The organism is Roseofilum reptotaenium CS-1145 (assembly GCF_028330985.1).
GTDB lineage: Bacteria > Cyanobacteriota > Cyanobacteriia > Cyanobacteriales > Desertifilaceae > Roseofilum > Roseofilum reptotaenium.
On record NZ_JAQMUE010000021.1, the window covers coordinates 81,016 to 100,184 of the forward strand.

The window sequence follows — 19,169 nt, forward strand, 5'->3', positions numbered from 1 at the left end:
TATTTCCTCAACCTCAAAAAAGGTTTCATCGTTTTCTAAAGAAGTATAGCGCTTCGCGCTAGGCAATAGGCACGAATCGCAATAGCTGGTATAGCTTAGGTTCTAAGGCTTCAAGCTGTACCTCATAGAAGAGAGAAACGCTATAGAGTAAATTGCTCCAAAATCTTGGTTTGTGCCATCAGTTTCTAATGCAACTTGGCTATAAGCTCCTATTACCAGGACTCCATCATCAAAGTCTAGATCGTAGCCAAAGCTAACTCCAGCTTGAGCAATTATGGAGTCTTGTGGAGGATGTATTTCTTGGATTCTTGACCACTGCTTATTAGTATTTAGCCTATACACCACAACACGATTAGCACCAGGATCTCCAATGGCTAGGTAGCGATCGCTCACTGCTAAAGCATGACCAAATGAGGAACTATAACCTGCTTCTATCCCTAGGCAGGTTAGGGAGGAGGAATTTGAAGAACTTATCAGGGTTGAGGCTATACATCCTAAAAGGGAGAAGGCAAGTAAGGAGATTGAAAGTGGCTTCATAGGCCGGATGAGAAGGGATTAATAGTAGAGTTGAGTAATTGAGTTATCGAAGATGTAAAATAGATATTTTCTTATTATTTTTTGACGGATGATAATTGCTACACTAATTAACTTGGTATTCAATAGTTTTACAACTGTCTTCTTGACTTAAATCCTTAATTCTTAGAATAAGAATAGAGCCATATGAGTTTGGATAAATTTTTAAGTATTCTTCTTTTAATGGTGTTAATTCATCTGTCAATGTTGCAGTCACAGAGACTTCGTAAGTATCATTATTTCCATTGTGAGATAAAACAACTTCAGCCTGAGTATGTGTACTTTTTTAAAATAAAAATATGCTATTAATTGAAAATGATGCATCTTGCAACCACCACTATATGATACTGTAATTCCTATATTATCACCATTTATTTTAACCTCATGAAAACACAAATAATCAGAAGGCAAATTTTTAATAGGGGTATTTTTATCAAATATGATTGAATCAATTTTCTTTGTTTACCCAGCGTTTAAAAAACATCGTCATAGGGATTAAATATTATAATTACTACTATTAGTATTGCTAAACATATAACGGTTAGTTTTCTATTTATCATAAAGACATACCTCATTACAATACACATTAATTCAGGCGATCGATTCGATTTAAGCCTAACACCCGGAAATACTCAAAAAAGATAAATTTCAACCCAGCGAATAACTCTCCTGTATTCCCTTGGGGACTAATGACAGCGCAAAGACTCAACAGAGATTCTCATGCCCCAAACCCGACAGACTCCTTGCAGTTGTTGAGACTTACCCTTTCTCAAATGAGAAAAGAGGACTCCGGTTGGTAAGGACTTTCCCTCAGTAATGCCAGTAAGAACAAAGCCAGACTAGTTCCATGCCATCCCAAATGGGGTTGGAGAGCTTTCTTTAATTGGCTATAGTGGTTCATGAGGTTTCTGATGAAGACGCTAATTCTGATGAAACCCCATCTGCTTCTTCTTTTCAAGCCTTTTGTCCTGTACTTAGATCTGTGTCAATTGTTTCAGCATTACAAAACTCCAAAGGATCGATAAGTTTTTATTCTACTGGCATTAACTTGGGTTGAGGCGATCGCACTAACAATTGTTGAATCACTCGCCAGACAATTGACGGATGAAATAGAATACTTGATGGTTCAAGCATATGAAAAACCTGAAATAGAGTCAAGGTCACTTGCGGTTCTTTTGTCGTCAGTTGGATGAGTCGATCCATATACCAACCGATCGCTTTTGCGATCGCGCTCGGTGGCTGAGTTAATCCTTGCACGCTCGGATATTTAGCATCTTGACTCGTTGCTGCAATCCAAGGGGTAGTATTAACTTGGGCAAGCTCTTTTTGAAAGCGATGAGGAAGTTGAGCTAAATCAGTGTCTTGTAAACGCTGTTGCAATAATACTGCCCCTAATGCAGCGACAGTCATTCCCTGTCCGTAAATTGGCGTAAACGAGCAAACTGAATCTCCTAATGCGATAAATCCTTGGGGTTGGCGACTGAGGCGTTCGTAGTGGCGTAGACGATTTCCAGGGGGAGCATAAATGCTAATGTCTGTAACAGGTTGAGCATTTTTAACGGCGTTATAAATATGTGGACTGGGCAGATTTTTCAGAGCTTCGAGAAAGTCAGCTTCGTGTTTGGATGGGCGATGAGGTGCGGTGGCACAAACGCCAACAATCCAACGGTTGTTTTCGATGGGATACAGAACTCCCATCTCTGTCCGTTGGGGGGGAGCAGCTTGAATATACACGCCTTTCCAGTTTTCCGAAAAATTAGGGGGAATTTCGTAGAGGCGGCTGGCATAGCCCATTGAGGTGCTGATGGTGGTTTCTTCGGGGGCATCATAACCGATCGCCTGCAACCATTTCGGCGCTTGGGAACTGTAGCCACTGGTATCGACGACTAAATCGGCGGTGAGTTCTTGGGGTTGTAAGGGCTGGGAATCGTCGCCTCTCTGACGCACGAAAACACCAGTAACAGCAGTTTGGTCGGCATTGGTTTGTAAACCCGTGACATGGCTCGATTCAATGATGCCAATGTTGTCCAATTTTGATACACGCTGATAAATCAACCAATCGAGAATACATCGACTAAAGGAAAATGCCTGGAATCCAAAGGGGAAACGGGCAGCCCAACCAAAGGGATTTAACCATTCAACATCTCCCCCCATGTCTATGACGACTGCTCCGGCTTCGATCAGTTCGGCTTCCAGTCCCGGAAAGAATTCTTCCATGATTTGACGACCACGGGTGAGCAAGATGTGAAGCTGAGTCGCTTGAGGGATGCCTTTCCGGGGAGCAGGATCTTGGGTAGGAAAACGATCGCGCTCGATAATCGTCACCTGCTCAAAGGTGTCAGCTAAAACTCTTGCTGTGAGGAGTCCTGCCATACTGCCGCCAATGACAATAGCATGGCTGCCTACCGTTAAAGAATTGTGTGTCATGTGCCCCTCGAATTTTATGAATTAAAAATTTCATTCATTAGTATGCAAGGGATAAAACACAGATGTCAACCCTGGATTAAATATTTAGTTAACGCTCTCGAACCACTATGATGGAGACTGAACGCTAAAGCTCAGATAGTTGTGGCAAGTCAATTAACTTCAAAATCGAAGTCCAATCGTGGAGTCCGCGATGCGGAGCAAACGAAGCAGCAAATTTTAGATGCGGCGGAGATCGAATTCGCCAAGCATGGACTCAAAGGGGCGAGAATCGATACAATTGCGAAGGCTGCGGGGGTTGCCTCGCGGATGATTTATTACTATTTCGAGAGCAAGGAAGGACTGTATCAGACAGTGTTGCAACGTCCGGCAACGGAGATGCAAGAAGCGATCGCCCAAATTGATTTTGAGTCTTTATCTGCTGATCGCGCTTTAGCTGCGGTGATGCAAGCGGCGATCGCCTATGAAACCCAACATCGCCATCGAGGAATGCTGCTGTTTCAGGAAGCAAGTCAAAACCAAGGGAAATATTTTACCCAAACCAATTGGCAACAGGCGATCGATTTATTAACCGGACTCCTAGAGCGGGGAATCAAAGCCGGAATATTTCGCCCCCTCGATCCCTATATGACGACCCTCAATATTATTGGAGTCTGTGTGTTTTATGGAAATGCCCATGAAAATCTGAAGCACTTAACTCCCGATCGAGATTTACTCAATGCAGACACGATCGAGCAGTACACCCAGGCTGCTATTGAATTGGTCTTAAATGGAGTCCAGAGGTAAAGCCTCATCAATTTAGCCATTAATATAATTCACCGTTTTCGAGTCTTTTTTCGCCCATTCGGTTCGCCCAGCGATCGAGAGCAGCTAAATGTTTTACCCGATCGGAGTGAGTCATGCGGATAAAATTCAGTTGAAAAACAGCTTAAATCTACCTAAAATTTTAGTCTATACCAGCAACCGAACACTACGTTGGTACAGGATAGAAGATAGGTTGTCGGTGAGTATTTAAGACCACCTACCGCCGTACAACGCTGCCGTTATGAGTAAAAGGAGTATCAAATGAATATCGGGATATATATCTATGAAGAAGCAGAAGTATTAGATTTTTCTGGTCCGTTCGAGGTGTTTTCTACGGCTGCTAGGCTTAGTGAAGAAGTCGATCTTTTCAATGTGTTTTTAGTAGCAGAGTCGAATGAACCAATCAAAGCTAGAGGGGGTTATATGGTGCTGCCAAACTTTGGCTTCTCCAATCACCCTTCGATTGATCTTCTAATCGTGGTTGGGGGGGTACACATTCATGAGATGAGGAAGACTCACGTTATAGAATGGATATCGCTACAGGCAAATAAAGCATCAATCGTTGCATCAGTGTGTACAGGTGCGTTTTTACTTGCGCAAGCTGGTGTACTCAAATCCAACAAAGTTACAACTCATTGGGAAGATACCGATGATCTAAGGCGATTGTTCCCAAAACTAGATGTAGTCGAAGGAGTTAGATGGGTTGATGAGGGTAACTTGCTAACATCTGGAGGCATATCTGCTGGGATAGATATGAGCCTACATATTGTAGGAAAAGTTACTGAGGAGGCGTTGGCTCTAAGAACGGCAAAACAAATGGAGTTTGCATGGACAAAAAACTCATAATTCCAGCAGCAGTAGACCCACTTCCTGAGTCCATCCAATATCCGCAAACCTTCATTTGAGGGAAAATAAGGTTTAGGCTGGATAGAGTAATCTGTTTAGGAAAATGCTCTAGATCGTGTCCAAGCCATCTGACCCTACTGCCAAGAAAGAGAAACAAAGGCGTAATCCGGAAGTGACAAAAGCTAATATTCTGGCCGCCGCGATTGAAGAATTTGCACAGTATGGTTTATCTGGCGCAAGGACGGAAGCGATCGCCACGCGTAGCGGAGTGACTAAAGCAATGCTCTGCTACTACTTTAAAAACAAAGAAACCTTGTATCAATCCGTCTTGCAGGAGCTGGTTGATGAAATTAACCAGGCCTTTCAATCCATTGATGTGGAGAGATTATCTCCTGAACAGGCATTAGAAACGGTTGTGCGCAACTATATCGAGTTTGAGGTGAGTCATCGTTGGCATGGAATGCTCTGGTTTCAAGAAGCCATTCAGAATCAAGGACGCTACGGCGAACAGACCGGTTGGGAAGCTGGGTTTCAATCCATTGTTCAGATCTTGGAGCGAGGAATTGCTGAAGGGAAATTTCGACCGGTCGATCCATTTCTGACCGCCATTAATATCTTAGGGGTTTGTTCTTTCTACTTTGATGCCTATGAAAACTTGAAGTATCTCAAGAGCGAGAAAGCACTCCTGAGTGCTGAAATGGTTAAACAGCAAACTGAAACGGCAGTTGAATTCATTCTTGCTGGAGTAACGACTTCTTGACATAGAGTCAAGAGATGGGGCGATCACCGGAAAACTAAGCAGCAGAAGAAACCCGTACTATCTGCAAAAACATCCAAGACAGCGATCGCAACTCATCCATTAGACTGGGAAATATTCCCTGTCAGGGTTATGAACCCGAGGCTGATCCGATATGGCGCATCAGATATCCACAACCGAACAGGTCAAATTTTGGCGCGATCCAGTCCTCAACGATCTGGAAATGCTGCACGCCACCTACATTACCTATTCCTTCTCGCGCCATGCTCACGAAGGCTTTGGCATCGCCATTGTGGAATCTGGGGCAATGGAGTTTGAATATGAAGGCGATACCTACATTGCTCCACCCGGGAGCGTAGTCGTGACCCAACCGGGGGCGATTCATACAGGAGGGGCAGTCTTGGAAACAGGGTGGACTTATCGCACGCTCTTGCCCGCCGCTGATTGGCTCCAGCAAGCTGCCACCGAATTAGCCGAACGCCCCAAGGGAATTCCCTATTTTGCCTCACCCCTCATTCACGATAAACGCCTCAATCACTTACTTCTCCAACTGCATCGCAGCCTCGAAGCTATGCCATCCCCCTTAGAACGGGAATCCCGCTTTCTGTGGGGCATGGCGCAACTGATTAATGCCCATGCAAGCGATCGCTCCTGGGTCAAACCCATCGGTCAAGAACATTCAACCGTTGAACAGGTACGCGAGTATTTAAATGCCAACTACCATACCAATATTTCCCTCGAAGAACTGGCTAACTTGGTGGATCTAACTCCATTGCGACTCTTGCGCACCTTCCGCAAACAGGTCGGCTTGCCACCCCACACCTATCTCAACCAAGTGCGCGTTTACCAAGCTAAACGGTTACTCGCAGCAGGCTGGTCCATTATCAATACTGCGTTGGAAACAGGCTTTACCGATCAAAGCCATCTTCACCGCCACTTCAAGAAAATAGTTGGACTCACTCCAGGACAGTATGTCCGAGGCTGCAAAAACGTACAAGATTAACCGGAATTAATCCTGATAGGCTAGCCATCATCAAGTCTACTGGCTATCCTCAATGATCCAACTTCAAGAAGGTTCTCATTCAAAGAGGCGGATTCTATCTCCCCAGGCTGAATTCTGGACTGGCGCGCGGGATATCTTGCCGCTGATTATCGGGGCGATTCCCTTTGGCATTATCTTTGGTACGTTGGCGACCAGCAATGGCTTATCCATTAGTGGCGCGTTGGCAATGTCAGCCTTTGTATTTGCGGGATCGTCTCAGTTCATTGCTGTGGGTCTAATGGCGGCAGGAACAGGCTGGCTGCTGATTGTGTTGACTACCTTTATCGTCAATCTTCGCCATTTGCTGTACGCGGTTAGCCTCCTTCCCTACGTCCAATCCCTGCCCCAACGCTGGCAGGCGATTCTGGGATTTTTTCTCACAGATGAGTCATTTGCCATTGCCATTCGACGTTACGAACAGGTTGATGGTGCTTCGATGAAGCACTGGTACTTTTTGGGAGCATCAGTGACGATGTATGTCAGTTGGCAATTGTCCACGCTGCTTGGCATTACGATCGGTCAGACTCTACCCAATGCTGCGAATTGGGGACTTGATTTTGCCATGTCTGTTACTTTCATCGGCATGATTGTGCCCTATGTCAAAACAAAGCCCATGGCGATCGCCACCCTCGTTTCTGGGATGGTTGCTCTGCTTGCCTATCCTTTACCTCACAAACTGGGGCTGATCGTAGCGGCGATCGCTGGAATTACTGCTGGTGTCCTCAGCGAACGGGTTCTCAAACCCAGACCGAATCTATGAAATTCAATCGAACTGTAATTCTGTGGGAGTGAACAGCTATGATCCATGAAGAACTTATGATTGCGGGAATGGCGATCGTCACGTTCTCGATTCGCTATGTCATCTTTGGGGCGAGTCACCATATCACCCTGTCTCCCTCGTTATTGAATGCCTTGCGCTACGTCCCGCCTGTGGTGTTGACGGCGATTGTGGTGCCAGAAGTGTTAATCAGTGATGGTGGGCTAGATATGAGTTGGATGAATGCTCGCTTAGTCGGGGCGATCAGCGCTGTTCTGATTGCCACAACGACTCAGAATCTCTTGTTCACCATTGGTCTAGGTATGGCTATATTCTTAGGCTGGAATGGGGTTCTCAACCTATTGTTTTAAGCATGGACTCAGAGGCAAGAGGCGATCATCCATGAAACCGACTAAACTCTTTTGTTGAGGGGCAAATTACTCTTAGCCCCTTGTCTATCCAAGATTGATGAATGGTAACCTGAAAGAGACATGGTATTCGGGAAAAGTGGTGTACCCATTACTCATTACTCTTCGTCCCAATCATCGTCTTCTGGGACGCTATTTTCCAGTTTCGTGATTGCCAGTTTAATCACTTGCGCTACAGGGGGTTCGCTCTCCTGAGTTAAGGCGGTTTGTAGGGAGTCTATCACAGTCAAGTCGCCAATTTTCATTAAGGATAGAGCTGCGCTTTTGCGACTTTCTGCCTCTGAATGCTGGAGTAGCTCTAAAAGTGGAGGAATGCCTTTGGTATATTTCAAATTGCCTAACGCGGTTGCGGCTTCACAGCGCACGATAGAGGCAGCATCATTTAAGGATTGTAATAATAGCTCAAGTTCGCGATCGCAGTTTCCGGGATTTTCTTGAGCCACTTGCACAATCACTTCTATCACTGCTGCTCGCACTTCCGGGGACTCAGAATCCATTTGTTCATAAACCAAATCCTTCGCTTCCGAACCAATAAAGGCTAATGCCCAACCGACTAATCCCTTATAATTCTCTGGATGGTTGGGATTGGAGAGAATCTCCAGTAGAGCCGGAACTGCGACTTCTCCGGTTCTGGCTAAAGCACCTACAGAAGAGCCTTTAACCACCATATCATCATCATTGAGCAGGGCTTGCACCAACGTGGGAACTGCTGTAGGGTCAGCGATTAAGGTTAAGGTTTTCGCTGCTGCTCGTCGCACGACCACATTGGTATGATGTTGCAGAGCTTCCAATAAGACCGGGGTGGCAGGTGTACCAATACTTTTTCCGATGGTTTCCGCAAAACTGAGGCGCACCATCCCTCTAGAGTCGCCCAAGCACTCTACCATTTGCTGCAACACTTGGCGATCGCCACTATCAAACTCTTCAGCGACCATTTGCGCTTGCACGCTTTGCAAAAAAGCATCGGTTTCTTCAGCAGACAAAGCACCCAGGCGATCTACAGTGGAAAATTCAGCAGGAGAGGGATGGTTCATAACAAACTACAGTAAGCACAAACTTGATTTTATAACGAAAGTCAGGCAATAGGTATATACAGTAGTTAAAATCAGGACGATTACAGTATTAACTGAGAGGTTAAGTACAACCGATGGTTTTCAAAATTGCTAAATGGGGAAATACCCTAGCGATTCGTATTCCTCAATCTCTAGCTCAGGAGATTCCTCTTTCTGAAGGAACTGACGTTGATCTAGTGGTCATTGATGGTAATTTGGTGATTAAACCGCGATCGCATTCCTCCTATTCCCTAGAAGAATTAGTTACCGCTATTACTCCAGAAAATTGCCATAGAGAGCAAGACAGTGGTGTAGCTGTGGGGAACGAGGTGTGGTGATTTCAGAAGATGGCTATGTTCCCAAGCGAGGAGATATTGTCTATATCAACTTTAATCCCACTAAAGGCCATGAGCAAAAAGGTTCCCGACCTGCTTTTGTGGTATCACCGTATAGTTACAATGTGAGAACTTCCCTGGCATTATTCATGCCAATTACGCGACAGCAGAAGGGGTATCCTTTTGAGGTGGTGTTGCCTTTGCAGCTACAGACTCAGGGAGTCATCTTAGTCGATCAAATTAAGTGCTTGGATTGGCAAGCTAGGAAGGTAGATTTTAAAGAGACTGTACCAGAAGATGTGGTAGAGGAAGTTCAGGCTAAAATTGAACCTCTAATTTTGTAAAGATTGAGATCAAACCATGCTAGTGCTGAAGCTTTCTTGCAGGAAGAGTTTCGGCAATAGGATTTTCTATTGCCTATTGCCTATTCCCTAGCGCGAAGTGCTATTAGGTGTAGATACTCTCAAATTCTCCAGGTTGATAGATTTCGTCATCGTCATGGGAACGACGTTCCCGACTACCGCTTACTAATTACTCCATTATGGCAAGGCAAACCCCTTAGATTTCTTCTTCTTCTTACCCTTCGCCCCCTTCTCATTGCCATTTTGCATATACGCTTTCATCTGGGGGGTAAACCCATCTCCATCCGCATTGGGTAAATTTCCCGTGGCAATATTTTCCACAATTTGAACATGCTTAGGTAACAAATCCTTGAGCGCATATTGCTCCACAATTAATTCCCTCGCCTTTTCGCGCAAAGGAGCCATTTGATCGGGATTATCTAAAGCCTCACCTACCCGTTGAGCAATCTCTTTCGGTGAGAAGAAATCCACCAATAAACCATTCTCTCCATCCCGGATCATTTCCCGTACCGGAGCAGTATCCGAACCCACGATTAAACATCCTGTAGCTAAGGATTCCATCATCGACCAAGATAATACAAACGGTCGGGTTAAATAGACTCGCACAGTAGAGGCTTGTAGAACTTGTAAATAGAGTCCATAGGGGAGAGGCCCGGTAAAATGAACCCGTGACATATCCAAGTTTAGGCGCTCTAACATGGCCTGCTTATAGGTTTTTCCATCGGGCAAAGACTTACCGTAACACACTCGGTCTTCTCCCACAATCACCACATGACAATTGGGGCGCTTTTCCTGAAGATAAACAATCGATTCCATGAACTGGGGAAACCCGCGATAGGGTTCCATTCCCCTAGTGGCATAGGTGACGATTTCATCGACTCCAGATAAATCGAGTGGCTCAATAAATTTACTGTATCCTTCACCGGTGAATTTCATTTTTGCGCCTGGATTGGGCTTAAAATAATCTGTGTCGATGCCATCGAAAATTACGGATAACTTGCTCTGAAATTCTGGCGGAAATTGGGACTTTTGCCACTGGGTCGGACAAACTCCCCAATCACAGTTATATAAGTCTTGTAAAATCCCAGCATTTTTAACCCGAATTCGACATAAATCATCAGCCGAAAGGGGTTCTGAGGGGTCAAAATCAGCATCGGTTCCCCTAGCGTGATAAAACCATTCGTAATAGCACAGAAGGGGAGATTCTGGGAAAACTTCTTTCAAAAATAAAGTTGGCCCCCATCCAGAATGGCCATACATAATATCGGGAATAAATCCTTCTGCTCTCAGTTTCTCCGCAACTCGATACACACTTTGACCATACAAAACAGCGCTTTCTAAGGGGCGGACATAGTGATGGGTTTCGGGTCGCGGTTCTCGACTGGGATTAAACAGAACTTTTCGCACTCCGGGAATCACCCATTCTGGGCGTTCATTTTTGGTAATGAAAACGACTTGATTGTTGGGGTTGCTGCCAAAGACGTTGGCTAAATGGCGGAATTGGGCGGGAAAATTGGGGTGTAAAAATAGGATTTTCATGTTTTTTTACAAACAGTTAGACAGTCACGACAGTAGTGTCTTTTTCAGCTAATTCGATGCATTAGATTTTGTTTGTAGTGAGGGATAAATCCCTCTCCAGCTAGGCTTTTAAGCACTCTTCGTGCTTACACCAAACAAAGCACTATTTTAGGTGAAACAATCCAGTAGGGTGTGTTACAGAGAAGGGTTGGGCAAGGGGCTGAAGCCCCTTGCCTCTCAAGGAGAGAAGAGGGGTTCGGGAGCGCGACAGATCCAAATACAATCTCTGGGGACTAATTCCGTATTTTGTTCTAAGATTTCATAGCCCAAGGTGGTAAGGAATTTTTCCATGATTTCATTGGTCATAATAGAAAAAGCAGTTCCATCTCGTTTTCCGAGGAGATTATGGGGATAGTCATTGAGGAATTTTTCCCATCCGAGGGGGGAGAGGATATTACTATGGTGGAATAAACAGAGTCGTCTGCCGCGCAAAAGTGGGGGGATTTGAACTAGATAATTATAAATATCTCGCGGTTCAATATGAACCATGGTATCGTAACAGAAACACACATCAATACTTGCCGGTTCAACGCCTTCTAGGGTGAGTCCATTAAGTTTGACGTAGGATGTCCGTTCAGTTCCTAATCTTTGTTGAGTAGCTTTGAGCATTTGGGCGGAAATATCAGCACAAACTAACTCTTGACAATAGTTCAATAATAGGGCAGCGGTTTTACCTCCACCAATGCCAATTTCTAGGACGCGATCGCCGGATTCGATATAAGGTGCGATTAAATGGGTTTCGATTAACTGTTCGTATTCAGACAGGGAAAATGCAGCTCCGGCTTTTTTTCCGATCCATTCATCGCCAACATGCTGATAGTCAGGATCAGTAGATGTCCAATTTTGGGCGTAATTATCCCAAGCGCCTTCATAATCAATGGGGCTGGATGGTTTAGTCATAGTCCAAGGTAAGGGTTGATGAAGATAAACAGATAAACGTTGGTTGTGAGGGGTAAAATAGTCGGTAAGCTGTTGATACAGTTGGGGAGAAACGTCGGGGTAATCTCCAGCATCATAAACGGGAGGGTCAGTTAAAGTATAGGGCGGTAATTGCAGAAATTCATAGACTTGATCGGCGATCGCCTGGGGATGAGCATAAAAATCTTCCGCGAGTAAAATCAGGAATTGTTCTGGAGGAAAATATTGCTGCCAACGGAGCAGTTGATCGATGTATACACCTCGCTCTAAATAACTGTAATGGCGATGGTTAAAGCTATGATAAAGGGGATTGGCTTGGATTTTTTCCACTTCTGTTTGCAGTCGCTGGGGTTCACTGGCGATCGCTGCTTCTAATCCCAACGATTCAAATCCCCACCTTACCTCATGATAATAATGGGAAATTGCCCGCTTGACCGGATCGCGCAATAGCACAATCAACTTCACATCTGGATAACATTGGTGAACCCGTTGGGGAACACAGGGATGATAGAGATAATAGGGACTCGCTTCCCCTTTGATTCCCGGTTGGGGAAACTGTTCCTTATACCAGGAAACGCCGCGATCGAAGTGTAAGCTAAAGAAATGGAGTTCCTTTTCCGTCGCTGCACTTATCCCTGGATGTTGAATCAGATGATGATAGAGGGAAGTTGTCCCGCTTTTTTGCGCCCCTATAATCAGGTAATCGACCATAAACCGGTTATTGAGAGTTGTTTGGAAGGCTAGGCCCGCTCCTGCTTAATAATCTTTTAACATCTTTGCGGCATTTATGGACAAAAACCCGCAGGGCAATCCCCTGGGAACCATAGCCTGCTTGCCAACTGCGCCAGCCTAGCTCTAAGATCGGCCAACCAAAATTGAGGGGGCGATCGCCAAAAGGATTGTTTTCTACCTCTTGGGGATTGAGATTTAGGCGATCGCACACTGCATGGTTCAAGTTGCAATGGGTGATATAGCTTCTTCCCCTGAGTTTTTCAGCTTTCTGCAATCCAGTCATCACTTCTTGGGAAAGAGTTCCGGCATTTTCCACCACTCCCACAGTGTTCGTGTCATGAATGCGATATCGCACCAAGGGGGTAGAAATATGGGCAATTTTCCCCTGATGGGAAGCAATGAGCGCTATCCACCAATCATGATACCAATCGCCGCCCTTTCGGGATGGAAACGGCAGTACGAGAGAGAGCAGTTGGGGGCGAAACATCATCGTACATCCGGTTAAGGTGTTGCGCAGCAACAGCAGTTGGGGGGTGAGATTTTGGGGAGATCGCTGTTCAAATTCCCACGCAGAAGGATGACAAGTGTCATCTTGCGCATCGATTAGCTCTAGGTCAGAATGGACTAAAAGAGCAGATTGGGACTCTAAAGCGTGCCATTGACGCTCCAGTTTATCCGGTAACCAAATATCATCCTGATCGCAACAGGCGATCGCCTCCAACCGTTGATCTCCTACACATAATTCTAATCCGCGCTCAAAGTTATGATACGAACCTACATTTTCCGAGTAGGAATGGAAGTGAAAACGGCGATCGCCGGCGATCGTTGCTTGAATCTGGCTTTGACATGCTTCAGATGAGCGATCGTCAACCACATGACACATCCAATCTTGCCAAGTTTGCTCCCGCAAAGACTCAATTTGTTTGCGCAAATATTCCATATTGGGGTTATACGTTGCTAGAATAATTCCAATTTTTCCCATTACCAATTCCCGATAAAATGATGTGAAAATTTGAGGATAACCAGAGTGAAGAAAGCCAAGGGAAAACGCCCCGTTTATTTAGATAATGCCAAAGTAGATCGGTTATTAACGATGATTATGACATTGGCCAGTGAAGTTTCTGTCTTACACGATCGCCTGGATACCCTCGAACGATTAGCCCAGGAAAAAGGTATCCTTTCCCTGGAAGACATTGAAGCCTATCAACCCGATGAGCAAACGCAACAGCAACGGGAACAGTGGCGACAGGCTTATCTGGAGCGGTTGTTAGGCGATCTAGCCACGGATAATGAATAATGAATACTTGTGAATACTTGGAAACCCCAGAGACACCAACCACCCATGACCACACTACCCCAAACTCTAGATGAGGCGATCGCCCAAGCGAAAGCAGCAACGTTGCAAGCCCTCGAAGATGGAATGCGCTTAATTCAAGTAGAGTTAGTCTTTCCCGAAATTGCCCTAGAAGCGCAGAAACTCGCCCAAGACTTTATCCCTATTTTGCAAGAGTTTGGGGGACAACCGAAGATCTTCTTTCCAGATACCGGAGCGGCAGCTCTAGCCCGTCGAGACTGGGGTGAAACTCCCTTTAAAGTCACGGATTTAGGCAGTAGCCGATCGCCCATTGATCATAAAATAGACCCCGAAGACGAGAGCTTTCTGATCGTTAACCCCTCATCCGTAGAAGTCGGACAAGTCGAGCGTCTGGTGAATTTAGCCGGCGATCGTCCCATCATTCTTGTAATCCCGAAACTTGAAGATGTCGCTGTTGTCGGTATTGGTTATACGGCCCGTCAACTGCGCGAGAGACTCTTAAGCCAAATCTACTCCTGCTATTACATCCGCCCCCTAGAAGGTGCAGCCCTCTATCGCTGCCATCCCCATCCCTGGCAAGTTTGGCTCGAAACCGCAGACGGTACTTATACTAAAATTGCCGAACAACCGCAAAAACCTGTAGGCGAAGTCCTAGATCAGATTTTAATCCGAGCTACTACCGGAGAAAATACGGAAGAAGCCGCCCGGACTCAGAAACGGCGAGGGGGGATTTTCGGAGAACTTGAACGCTTTATTAAAGCTTTGACTCAATAACCCCAGAACAGTTGTCCAGGACTAAACTTTGTCAGTACACTGTAGAAACACCAAAATAGCTCAGATTTTAAAGGAGATCGGCAAAGCTAACTGGGTGTTGAGGAAACTTGTGGCAACTTACCCTGGATTCCTCATACCATATTCTCTATGATGATGCACTTTAACAATTGGCCCAGAGCCACTTGCCTCCCAAGGATCGATTAAGGGCAAGGTTAAAGAGAAATGGTATCAGTACGGAACCGACTTGATTAGCACACAGGGAATACAAAGCAATGATAGGAGCAACAGGACGACGAGTTTTTATTGGTGATGTCCATGGGAATTATGATGGCTTAATGCATCTTCTGGAGGCGATCGCTCCTGTAGAGAGCGATGACTTATACTTCTTAGGAGACCTGATCGATCGCGGGCCAAAAAGCGCAGAAACCGTTAACTTCGTTCGTGATAGTGGCTATCCCTGCATTCGAGGCAACCACGAACAACTACTGATCGACAGTTTTCCAGACGGCAAAATCCATTATCCCGCCCTCCAAGCATGGCTCTATAGTGGTGGACAAGCTACTCTGAGTAGTTATCACGATGCCCACCTCCTTCTGGAGCATCTGCAATGGATTAGCAATCTTCCCCTATACCTCGACCTCGGCGATGTTTGGCTTGTCCATGCTGGAGTTCATCCCGATTTACCCATCGACGAGCAAACCGAATATGAACTCTGTTGGATTCGCGATCAATTTCACTGCATTCCCACTCCTTACTTCCCTGATAAAACCATTATCACCGGCCACACCATCACCTTTACCTTCCCTGGTGTGTTGCCCGGTCAAATTGTCCAAGGACAAGGCTGGTTAGATATCGACACGGGAGCCTACCATCGCCGCAGTGGATGGTTAACCGCCCTAGACTGGACAAACCAACAAGTTTATCAAGTCAACGTCTATCATCAAGCAGTCCGTATCTTGCCTCTAGAAGAAAGCATCACTTTTATAGAACCGGAAGCCATTATTCCTCGACATCCAGTTGCCGCCAACCATTAATAATGGGCAATAGGCACGAATAGCAATCGGCAATAGAAAATGTCCTAACTATTCTTTTCCCTGCTATACATAGCGTGATAAGGTATGATCTCCCTCTAAGTCGATCGCCATCCTCAACCATGGAAACCAAAGCTGCTATTGCCTTTGCCCCTAATCAACCCCTGAGCATTGAAACCGTCAGTCTGCAACCTCCGGAAGCTGGAGAAGTATTAATTGAAATTAAAGCGACTGGTATTTGCCACACGGATGCCTATACCCTCTCTGGGGCCGATCCAGAAGGACTCTTTCCCGCGATCCTGGGTCATGAAGGCGCAGGTGTTGTGGTAGAAGTTGGCCCAGGGGTCACCAGTGTCAAACCCGGCGATCATGTGATTCCTCTGTATGTTCCGGAATGTCGCCAGTGTGAATATTGCCTCAGTCTAAAAACAAACTTGTGCCAAGCGATCCGCACTACCCAAGGACGGGGCGTGATGCCCAATGGCAGCAGTCGGTTTGCGTTTAATGGCGAGATGCTCCATCATTACATGGGCACTTCAACCTTTTCTAATTATACCGTTGTCCCAGAAATTTCCGTAGCCAAAATTCGCGAAGATGCCCCGTTTGATAAGGTTTGCTATATCGGTTGCGGGGTAACAACAGGAATTGGAGCCGTGATTAATACGGCAAAAGTAGAACCGGGTTCTAAGGTCATTGTGTTTGGCTTAGGGGGGATTGGCTTAAATGTAATTCAAGGGGCAAAAATGGTAGGAGCCGATCGCATTATAGGCGTTGATCTGAATCCCAAAAAACGAGCTTTGGCGGAAAAATTTGGCATGACGGATTTTGTCAATCCCCAGGAGGTGGAAGGAGATTTAGTCCCTTATTTGGTGGATTTAACGAAAGGCGGTGCAGATTATACGTTTGAATGTATTGGCAATGTGGAGGTGATGCGCCAAGCGTTGGAATCTTGTCATAAGGGATGGGGCGTTTCCACGATTGTTGGTGTAGCAGGAGCTGGACAAGAAATCAAGACTCGCCCGTTTCAGTTGGTGACGGGACGGGTTTGGAAAGGAACAGCGTTTGGAGGGGCAAGGGGACGAACAGATGTCCCGAAAATTGTGGATTGGTATATGGAAGGGAAGATTAATATTGATGATTTAATTACCCATGTATTGCCAATTGAGCAGATTAATGAGGGATTTGAGTTGATGCATGAAGGCAGTTCAATTCGCACTGTGGTAACGTTTGAGTAGTGCTGGGCGCTGGGAATAGGGAATAGGGAATAGGAAAAACCCAGTAAATCATCGTAGGGTGGACAGGGAAAGAGTTGTCGCACTTGAATAATATCGCTTCTTCTCCTGCCTACCCTATCCCCTATTCGCACTGTGGTAACTTTTAAAAGCAGATTAGGAACAGGCAGTAATTATGATGTTGCGTGTCATTTCTCGTTTGGGTGTTGGGGTGATTTTACCGGCGATCGCCGCTTTCGGACTGATCGGGTGTGAAGAAGAAGATTCTTTTCTGCCACCAGCACCGCCCCCCGATATTTCTCAACCGGAGGTTCCCACAACTCCAGAAGTGGCAACCCCCACACCAACTCCCTCACCCAGTCCTACCCCTGCGGCGCAACCCACGACTCAACTGGCTGCCCCAGAAAATCCCGATCCCCAGGTGAATGCTCAAGTGCAGGAAACTCTAGATACAATGGCGAATAAGGGATATCCTAAAGCCAATCAAGGGGTATGGATGCAGTCTGGAGATACCCTATTAGCGAATTATCAAGGGACAACGTTATTACCCGCCGCCTCTCTAACCAAAATCGCCACCACATTAGCCGTATTAGACACGTTTGGCCCGAAACATCAATTTGTTACTCAAATTGGCTATACCGGAACCCTAGAGAATGGAGTGATTAATGGGGATTTAGTGATTATTGGAGATCGCGACCCCTTCTTTGTCTGGGAAGATGCGATCGCCCTCGGTAATGCTTTAATGAATATGGGGATCAAACAAGTGACGGGGGATTTAGTCATTGTTGGTTCCTTTTACATGAACTACGAAGAGAACCCTAAAACCTCTGGCGCTCTATTGCGTCAAGGCTTAAACGTGCAACTGTGGCCGGATCGAGCCTATCTGCAATATGAAACCCTACCTGACAATACCCCGCAACCGGAACTGAGTACGGGTGGCTTGATCAAGACAACAACCACAACACCCGCTAACGTTAAACCCCTTGTGCGTTATTCCTCCCTTCCCGTCGCCGAATTGCTGAAAAAAATGAACCAATACAGCAATAATCCCATGGCAGAAATGTTTGCTGGCATGGTGGGAAGTGCAGGAACCGTCGCCCAAAAAGCGGCCACTCTTTCTGGTGTCCCTCCAGCCGAGATTAAACTCATTAATGGATCGGGATTAGGGGAAGAAAACCAAATGTCCCCACGAGCGGCAATCGGCCTATTCTTAGGGATTCAAAAACTTTTACAACCCCATCAAATGACCATCGGTGATGTAGTTGCTATTGTCGGAGAAGACGAAGGCATCTTAACGTCACGCCCTTTACCCAAATTTGCCGTCCTCAAATCAGGCAGCCTCTACGCCGTCAGTACCCTGGGTGGAGCCTTGCCCACTGCCCAAAACGGGGTCGTTTGGTTTGCTATGTTTAATGGGGGTAGCTACTACGAAGATTTTCGAGAAGAGCAAGAAGCCTTCCTTAACAAACTCGTTCGTCAATGGGGAGTTGTATCGAGGCTACCGGAAGAATTAAAACCCAGCTTGCCTCCAACCTCTGGATCTCGGATCGAGAAAGTCAATTGATATGCCTCTTTTGTCACTCGGAGAAAACTTTGGTCTTGACTCAATTCTAGAACTCTTAGAGGATCGGCGATCGCGATCGCCGAAAATCACCCCATAAGCTATATAGCAGAAAAGGAGTTGGTGAGGAAAGTTAGGTTATGGTTTAAGGCAATAGGCAACAGGCAACAGTAGACTGTGAAAGACTTATAGGATTTAGAACTGTCCTAACCATAAAACGTAGTGCTATACAAACTTTTGCTATTCGTACCTATTGCTAGAGTGCGCAGCGCTATGCGGCACTTTCCTCTACGATGAGGTACATTAGTTTGTAATATCAAGTCCGAGTAATCAGTTTAACTATGTACAGTGCGTTTGCACTCCTACATTGTTCCGGTAGAACATTCTCTATTCCCCAACGTGAAGTATTGCATCATAGCCAATCAACCGGACTTGGTATAACGATAATTAGAACAGCTAAAAACTCTACCAAGTCCGTTGTTTGCCCCCCTATCTCCTCATCACCCTATCATATCAAGTCCGATGAATAAGTTACGATATAAATGAAGAGTGTCCAAGCAAAGCAATGCCCCGACTCCTTAAGATAGTCCCCCACCAGAGTAGAGAGTCCCTGGGCGTAGCCTACCATCAAGCAAAAGAGGGCCCAGA

At 45.8% G+C, this 19,169-nt stretch carries 20 protein-coding genes; 13 read left to right on the forward strand and 7 right to left on the reverse strand.

Features of this window, described 5'->3' with window-relative positions; all coding sequences use genetic code 11:
- Nucleotides 1–102: 102 nt before the first annotated feature.
- The 3 genes from PN466_RS02845 to PN466_RS02855 all read right to left on the reverse strand — a co-directional run bounded on the left by PN466_RS02845 (nt 103) and on the right by PN466_RS02855 (nt 3,000).
- A complete protein-coding gene (locus PN466_RS02845; protein ID WP_271936797.1) occupies nt 103–393 on the reverse strand; it encodes a hypothetical protein in 291 nt (96 codons plus the stop codon).
- Nucleotides 394–1,159: 766 nt separating this feature from the next.
- Entirely contained in the window at nt 1,160–1,282 is a 123-nt protein-coding gene (locus PN466_RS02850; RefSeq protein WP_271936799.1) for a hypothetical protein, read from the reverse strand.
- A 320-nt stretch (nt 1,283–1,602) separates the two neighbouring features.
- Complete coding sequence (locus tag PN466_RS02855) at nt 1,603–3,000, reverse strand: FAD-dependent oxidoreductase (RefSeq protein ID WP_271936801.1); 1,398 nt, start codon at nt 2,998–3,000, stop codon at nt 1,603–1,605.
- Nucleotides 3,001–3,135: 135 nt separating this feature from the next.
- Between PN466_RS02855 and PN466_RS02860 the strand changes: the two genes are divergently transcribed.
- The 6 genes from PN466_RS02860 to PN466_RS02885 all read left to right on the forward strand — a co-directional run bounded on the left by PN466_RS02860 (nt 3,136) and on the right by PN466_RS02885 (nt 7,574).
- Nucleotides 3,136–3,783 (forward strand): TetR/AcrR family transcriptional regulator, encoded by a 648-nt coding sequence (locus PN466_RS02860; RefSeq protein WP_390889962.1) that lies wholly within the window; start codon nt 3,136–3,138, stop codon nt 3,781–3,783.
- Nucleotides 3,784–4,062: 279 nt separating this feature from the next.
- Nucleotides 4,063–4,647, forward strand: a complete 585-nt coding sequence (locus tag PN466_RS02865) for a DJ-1/PfpI family protein (RefSeq protein WP_271936804.1) — start codon at nt 4,063–4,065, stop codon at nt 4,645–4,647.
- Nucleotides 4,648–4,762: 115 nt separating this feature from the next.
- Entirely contained in the window at nt 4,763–5,407 is a 645-nt protein-coding gene (locus PN466_RS02870; protein ID WP_271936806.1) for a TetR/AcrR family transcriptional regulator, read from the forward strand.
- Between the two features lie 151 nt (nt 5,408–5,558).
- Nucleotides 5,559–6,407 (forward strand): AraC family transcriptional regulator, encoded by an 849-nt coding sequence (locus PN466_RS02875; protein ID WP_271936807.1) that lies wholly within the window; start codon nt 5,559–5,561, stop codon nt 6,405–6,407.
- A 52-nt stretch (nt 6,408–6,459) separates the two neighbouring features.
- Nucleotides 6,460–7,206 carry an AzlC family ABC transporter permease gene (locus PN466_RS02880; protein WP_278002967.1) on the forward strand — a complete coding sequence of 249 codons (747 nt, stop codon included), beginning with the start codon at nt 6,460–6,462 and terminating at the stop codon, nt 7,204–7,206.
- 38 nt (nt 7,207–7,244) lie between these two features.
- The gene (locus PN466_RS02885) at nt 7,245–7,574 is read left to right on the forward strand and encodes an AzlD domain-containing protein (RefSeq protein ID WP_271936811.1); all 330 of its coding nucleotides are present in this window, start codon (nt 7,245–7,247) and stop codon (nt 7,572–7,574) included.
- A gap of 155 nt (nt 7,575–7,729) precedes the next feature.
- Here PN466_RS02885 and PN466_RS02890 read toward each other — a convergent pair whose 3' ends face one another.
- Nucleotides 7,730–8,665, reverse strand: a complete 936-nt coding sequence (locus PN466_RS02890; RefSeq protein WP_271936813.1) for a HEAT repeat domain-containing protein — start codon at nt 8,663–8,665, stop codon at nt 7,730–7,732.
- A 113-nt stretch (nt 8,666–8,778) separates the two neighbouring features.
- Here PN466_RS02890 and PN466_RS02895 point away from each other — a divergent pair, with 113 nt between their 5' ends.
- A complete protein-coding gene (locus PN466_RS02895; protein WP_271936814.1) occupies nt 8,779–9,021 on the forward strand; it encodes an AbrB/MazE/SpoVT family DNA-binding domain-containing protein in 243 nt (80 codons plus the stop codon).
- The gene (gene mazF / locus PN466_RS02900; RefSeq protein ID WP_390889963.1) at nt 9,018–9,362 is read left to right on the forward strand and encodes an endoribonuclease MazF; all 345 of its coding nucleotides are present in this window, start codon (nt 9,018–9,020) and stop codon (nt 9,360–9,362) included. The genes PN466_RS02895 and mazF overlap by 4 nt, the downstream gene beginning before the upstream one ends.
- 195 nt (nt 9,363–9,557) lie before the next feature.
- On the opposite strand, the gene PN466_RS02905 is transcribed toward mazF, so the two are convergent.
- The 3 genes from PN466_RS02905 to PN466_RS02915 all read right to left on the reverse strand — a co-directional run bounded on the left by PN466_RS02905 (nt 9,558) and on the right by PN466_RS02915 (nt 13,590).
- Nucleotides 9,558–10,919 (reverse strand): glycosyltransferase family 4 protein, encoded by a 1,362-nt coding sequence (locus tag PN466_RS02905; RefSeq protein ID WP_271936818.1) that lies wholly within the window; start codon nt 10,917–10,919, stop codon nt 9,558–9,560.
- 216 nt (nt 10,920–11,135) lie between these two features.
- A complete protein-coding gene (locus PN466_RS02910) occupies nt 11,136–12,587 on the reverse strand; it encodes a sulfotransferase domain-containing protein (RefSeq protein WP_271936820.1) in 1,452 nt (483 codons plus the stop codon).
- A gap of 7 nt (nt 12,588–12,594) precedes the next feature.
- On the reverse strand, nt 12,595–13,590 hold the full coding sequence (locus PN466_RS02915; RefSeq protein ID WP_271936822.1) for a glycosyltransferase: 996 nt from the start codon (nt 13,588–13,590) through the stop codon (nt 12,595–12,597).
- 45 nt (nt 13,591–13,635) lie between these two features.
- Here PN466_RS02915 and PN466_RS02920 point away from each other — a divergent pair, with 45 nt between their 5' ends.
- The 5 genes from PN466_RS02920 to PN466_RS02940 all read left to right on the forward strand — a co-directional run bounded on the left by PN466_RS02920 (nt 13,636) and on the right by PN466_RS02940 (nt 18,524).
- Complete coding sequence (locus tag PN466_RS02920) at nt 13,636–13,905, forward strand: hypothetical protein (protein WP_271936824.1); 270 nt, start codon at nt 13,636–13,638, stop codon at nt 13,903–13,905.
- 45 nt (nt 13,906–13,950) lie between these two features.
- Nucleotides 13,951–14,697: a DUF1995 family protein gene (locus tag PN466_RS02925; protein ID WP_271936826.1), complete on the forward strand. Its 747-nt coding sequence runs from the start codon at nt 13,951–13,953 to the stop codon at nt 14,695–14,697.
- A 272-nt stretch (nt 14,698–14,969) separates the two neighbouring features.
- Complete coding sequence (locus PN466_RS02930; protein ID WP_271936828.1) at nt 14,970–15,731, forward strand: metallophosphoesterase family protein; 762 nt, start codon at nt 14,970–14,972, stop codon at nt 15,729–15,731.
- A gap of 119 nt (nt 15,732–15,850) precedes the next feature.
- On the forward strand, nt 15,851–16,963 hold the full coding sequence (locus PN466_RS02935; RefSeq protein ID WP_271936830.1) for an S-(hydroxymethyl)glutathione dehydrogenase/class III alcohol dehydrogenase: 1,113 nt from the start codon (nt 15,851–15,853) through the stop codon (nt 16,961–16,963).
- 172 nt (nt 16,964–17,135) lie between these two features.
- Nucleotides 17,136–18,524 (forward strand): D-alanyl-D-alanine carboxypeptidase, encoded by a 1,389-nt coding sequence (locus PN466_RS02940; protein ID WP_271936831.1) that lies wholly within the window; start codon nt 17,136–17,138, stop codon nt 18,522–18,524.
- Nucleotides 18,525–19,169 lie beyond the last annotated feature (645 nt).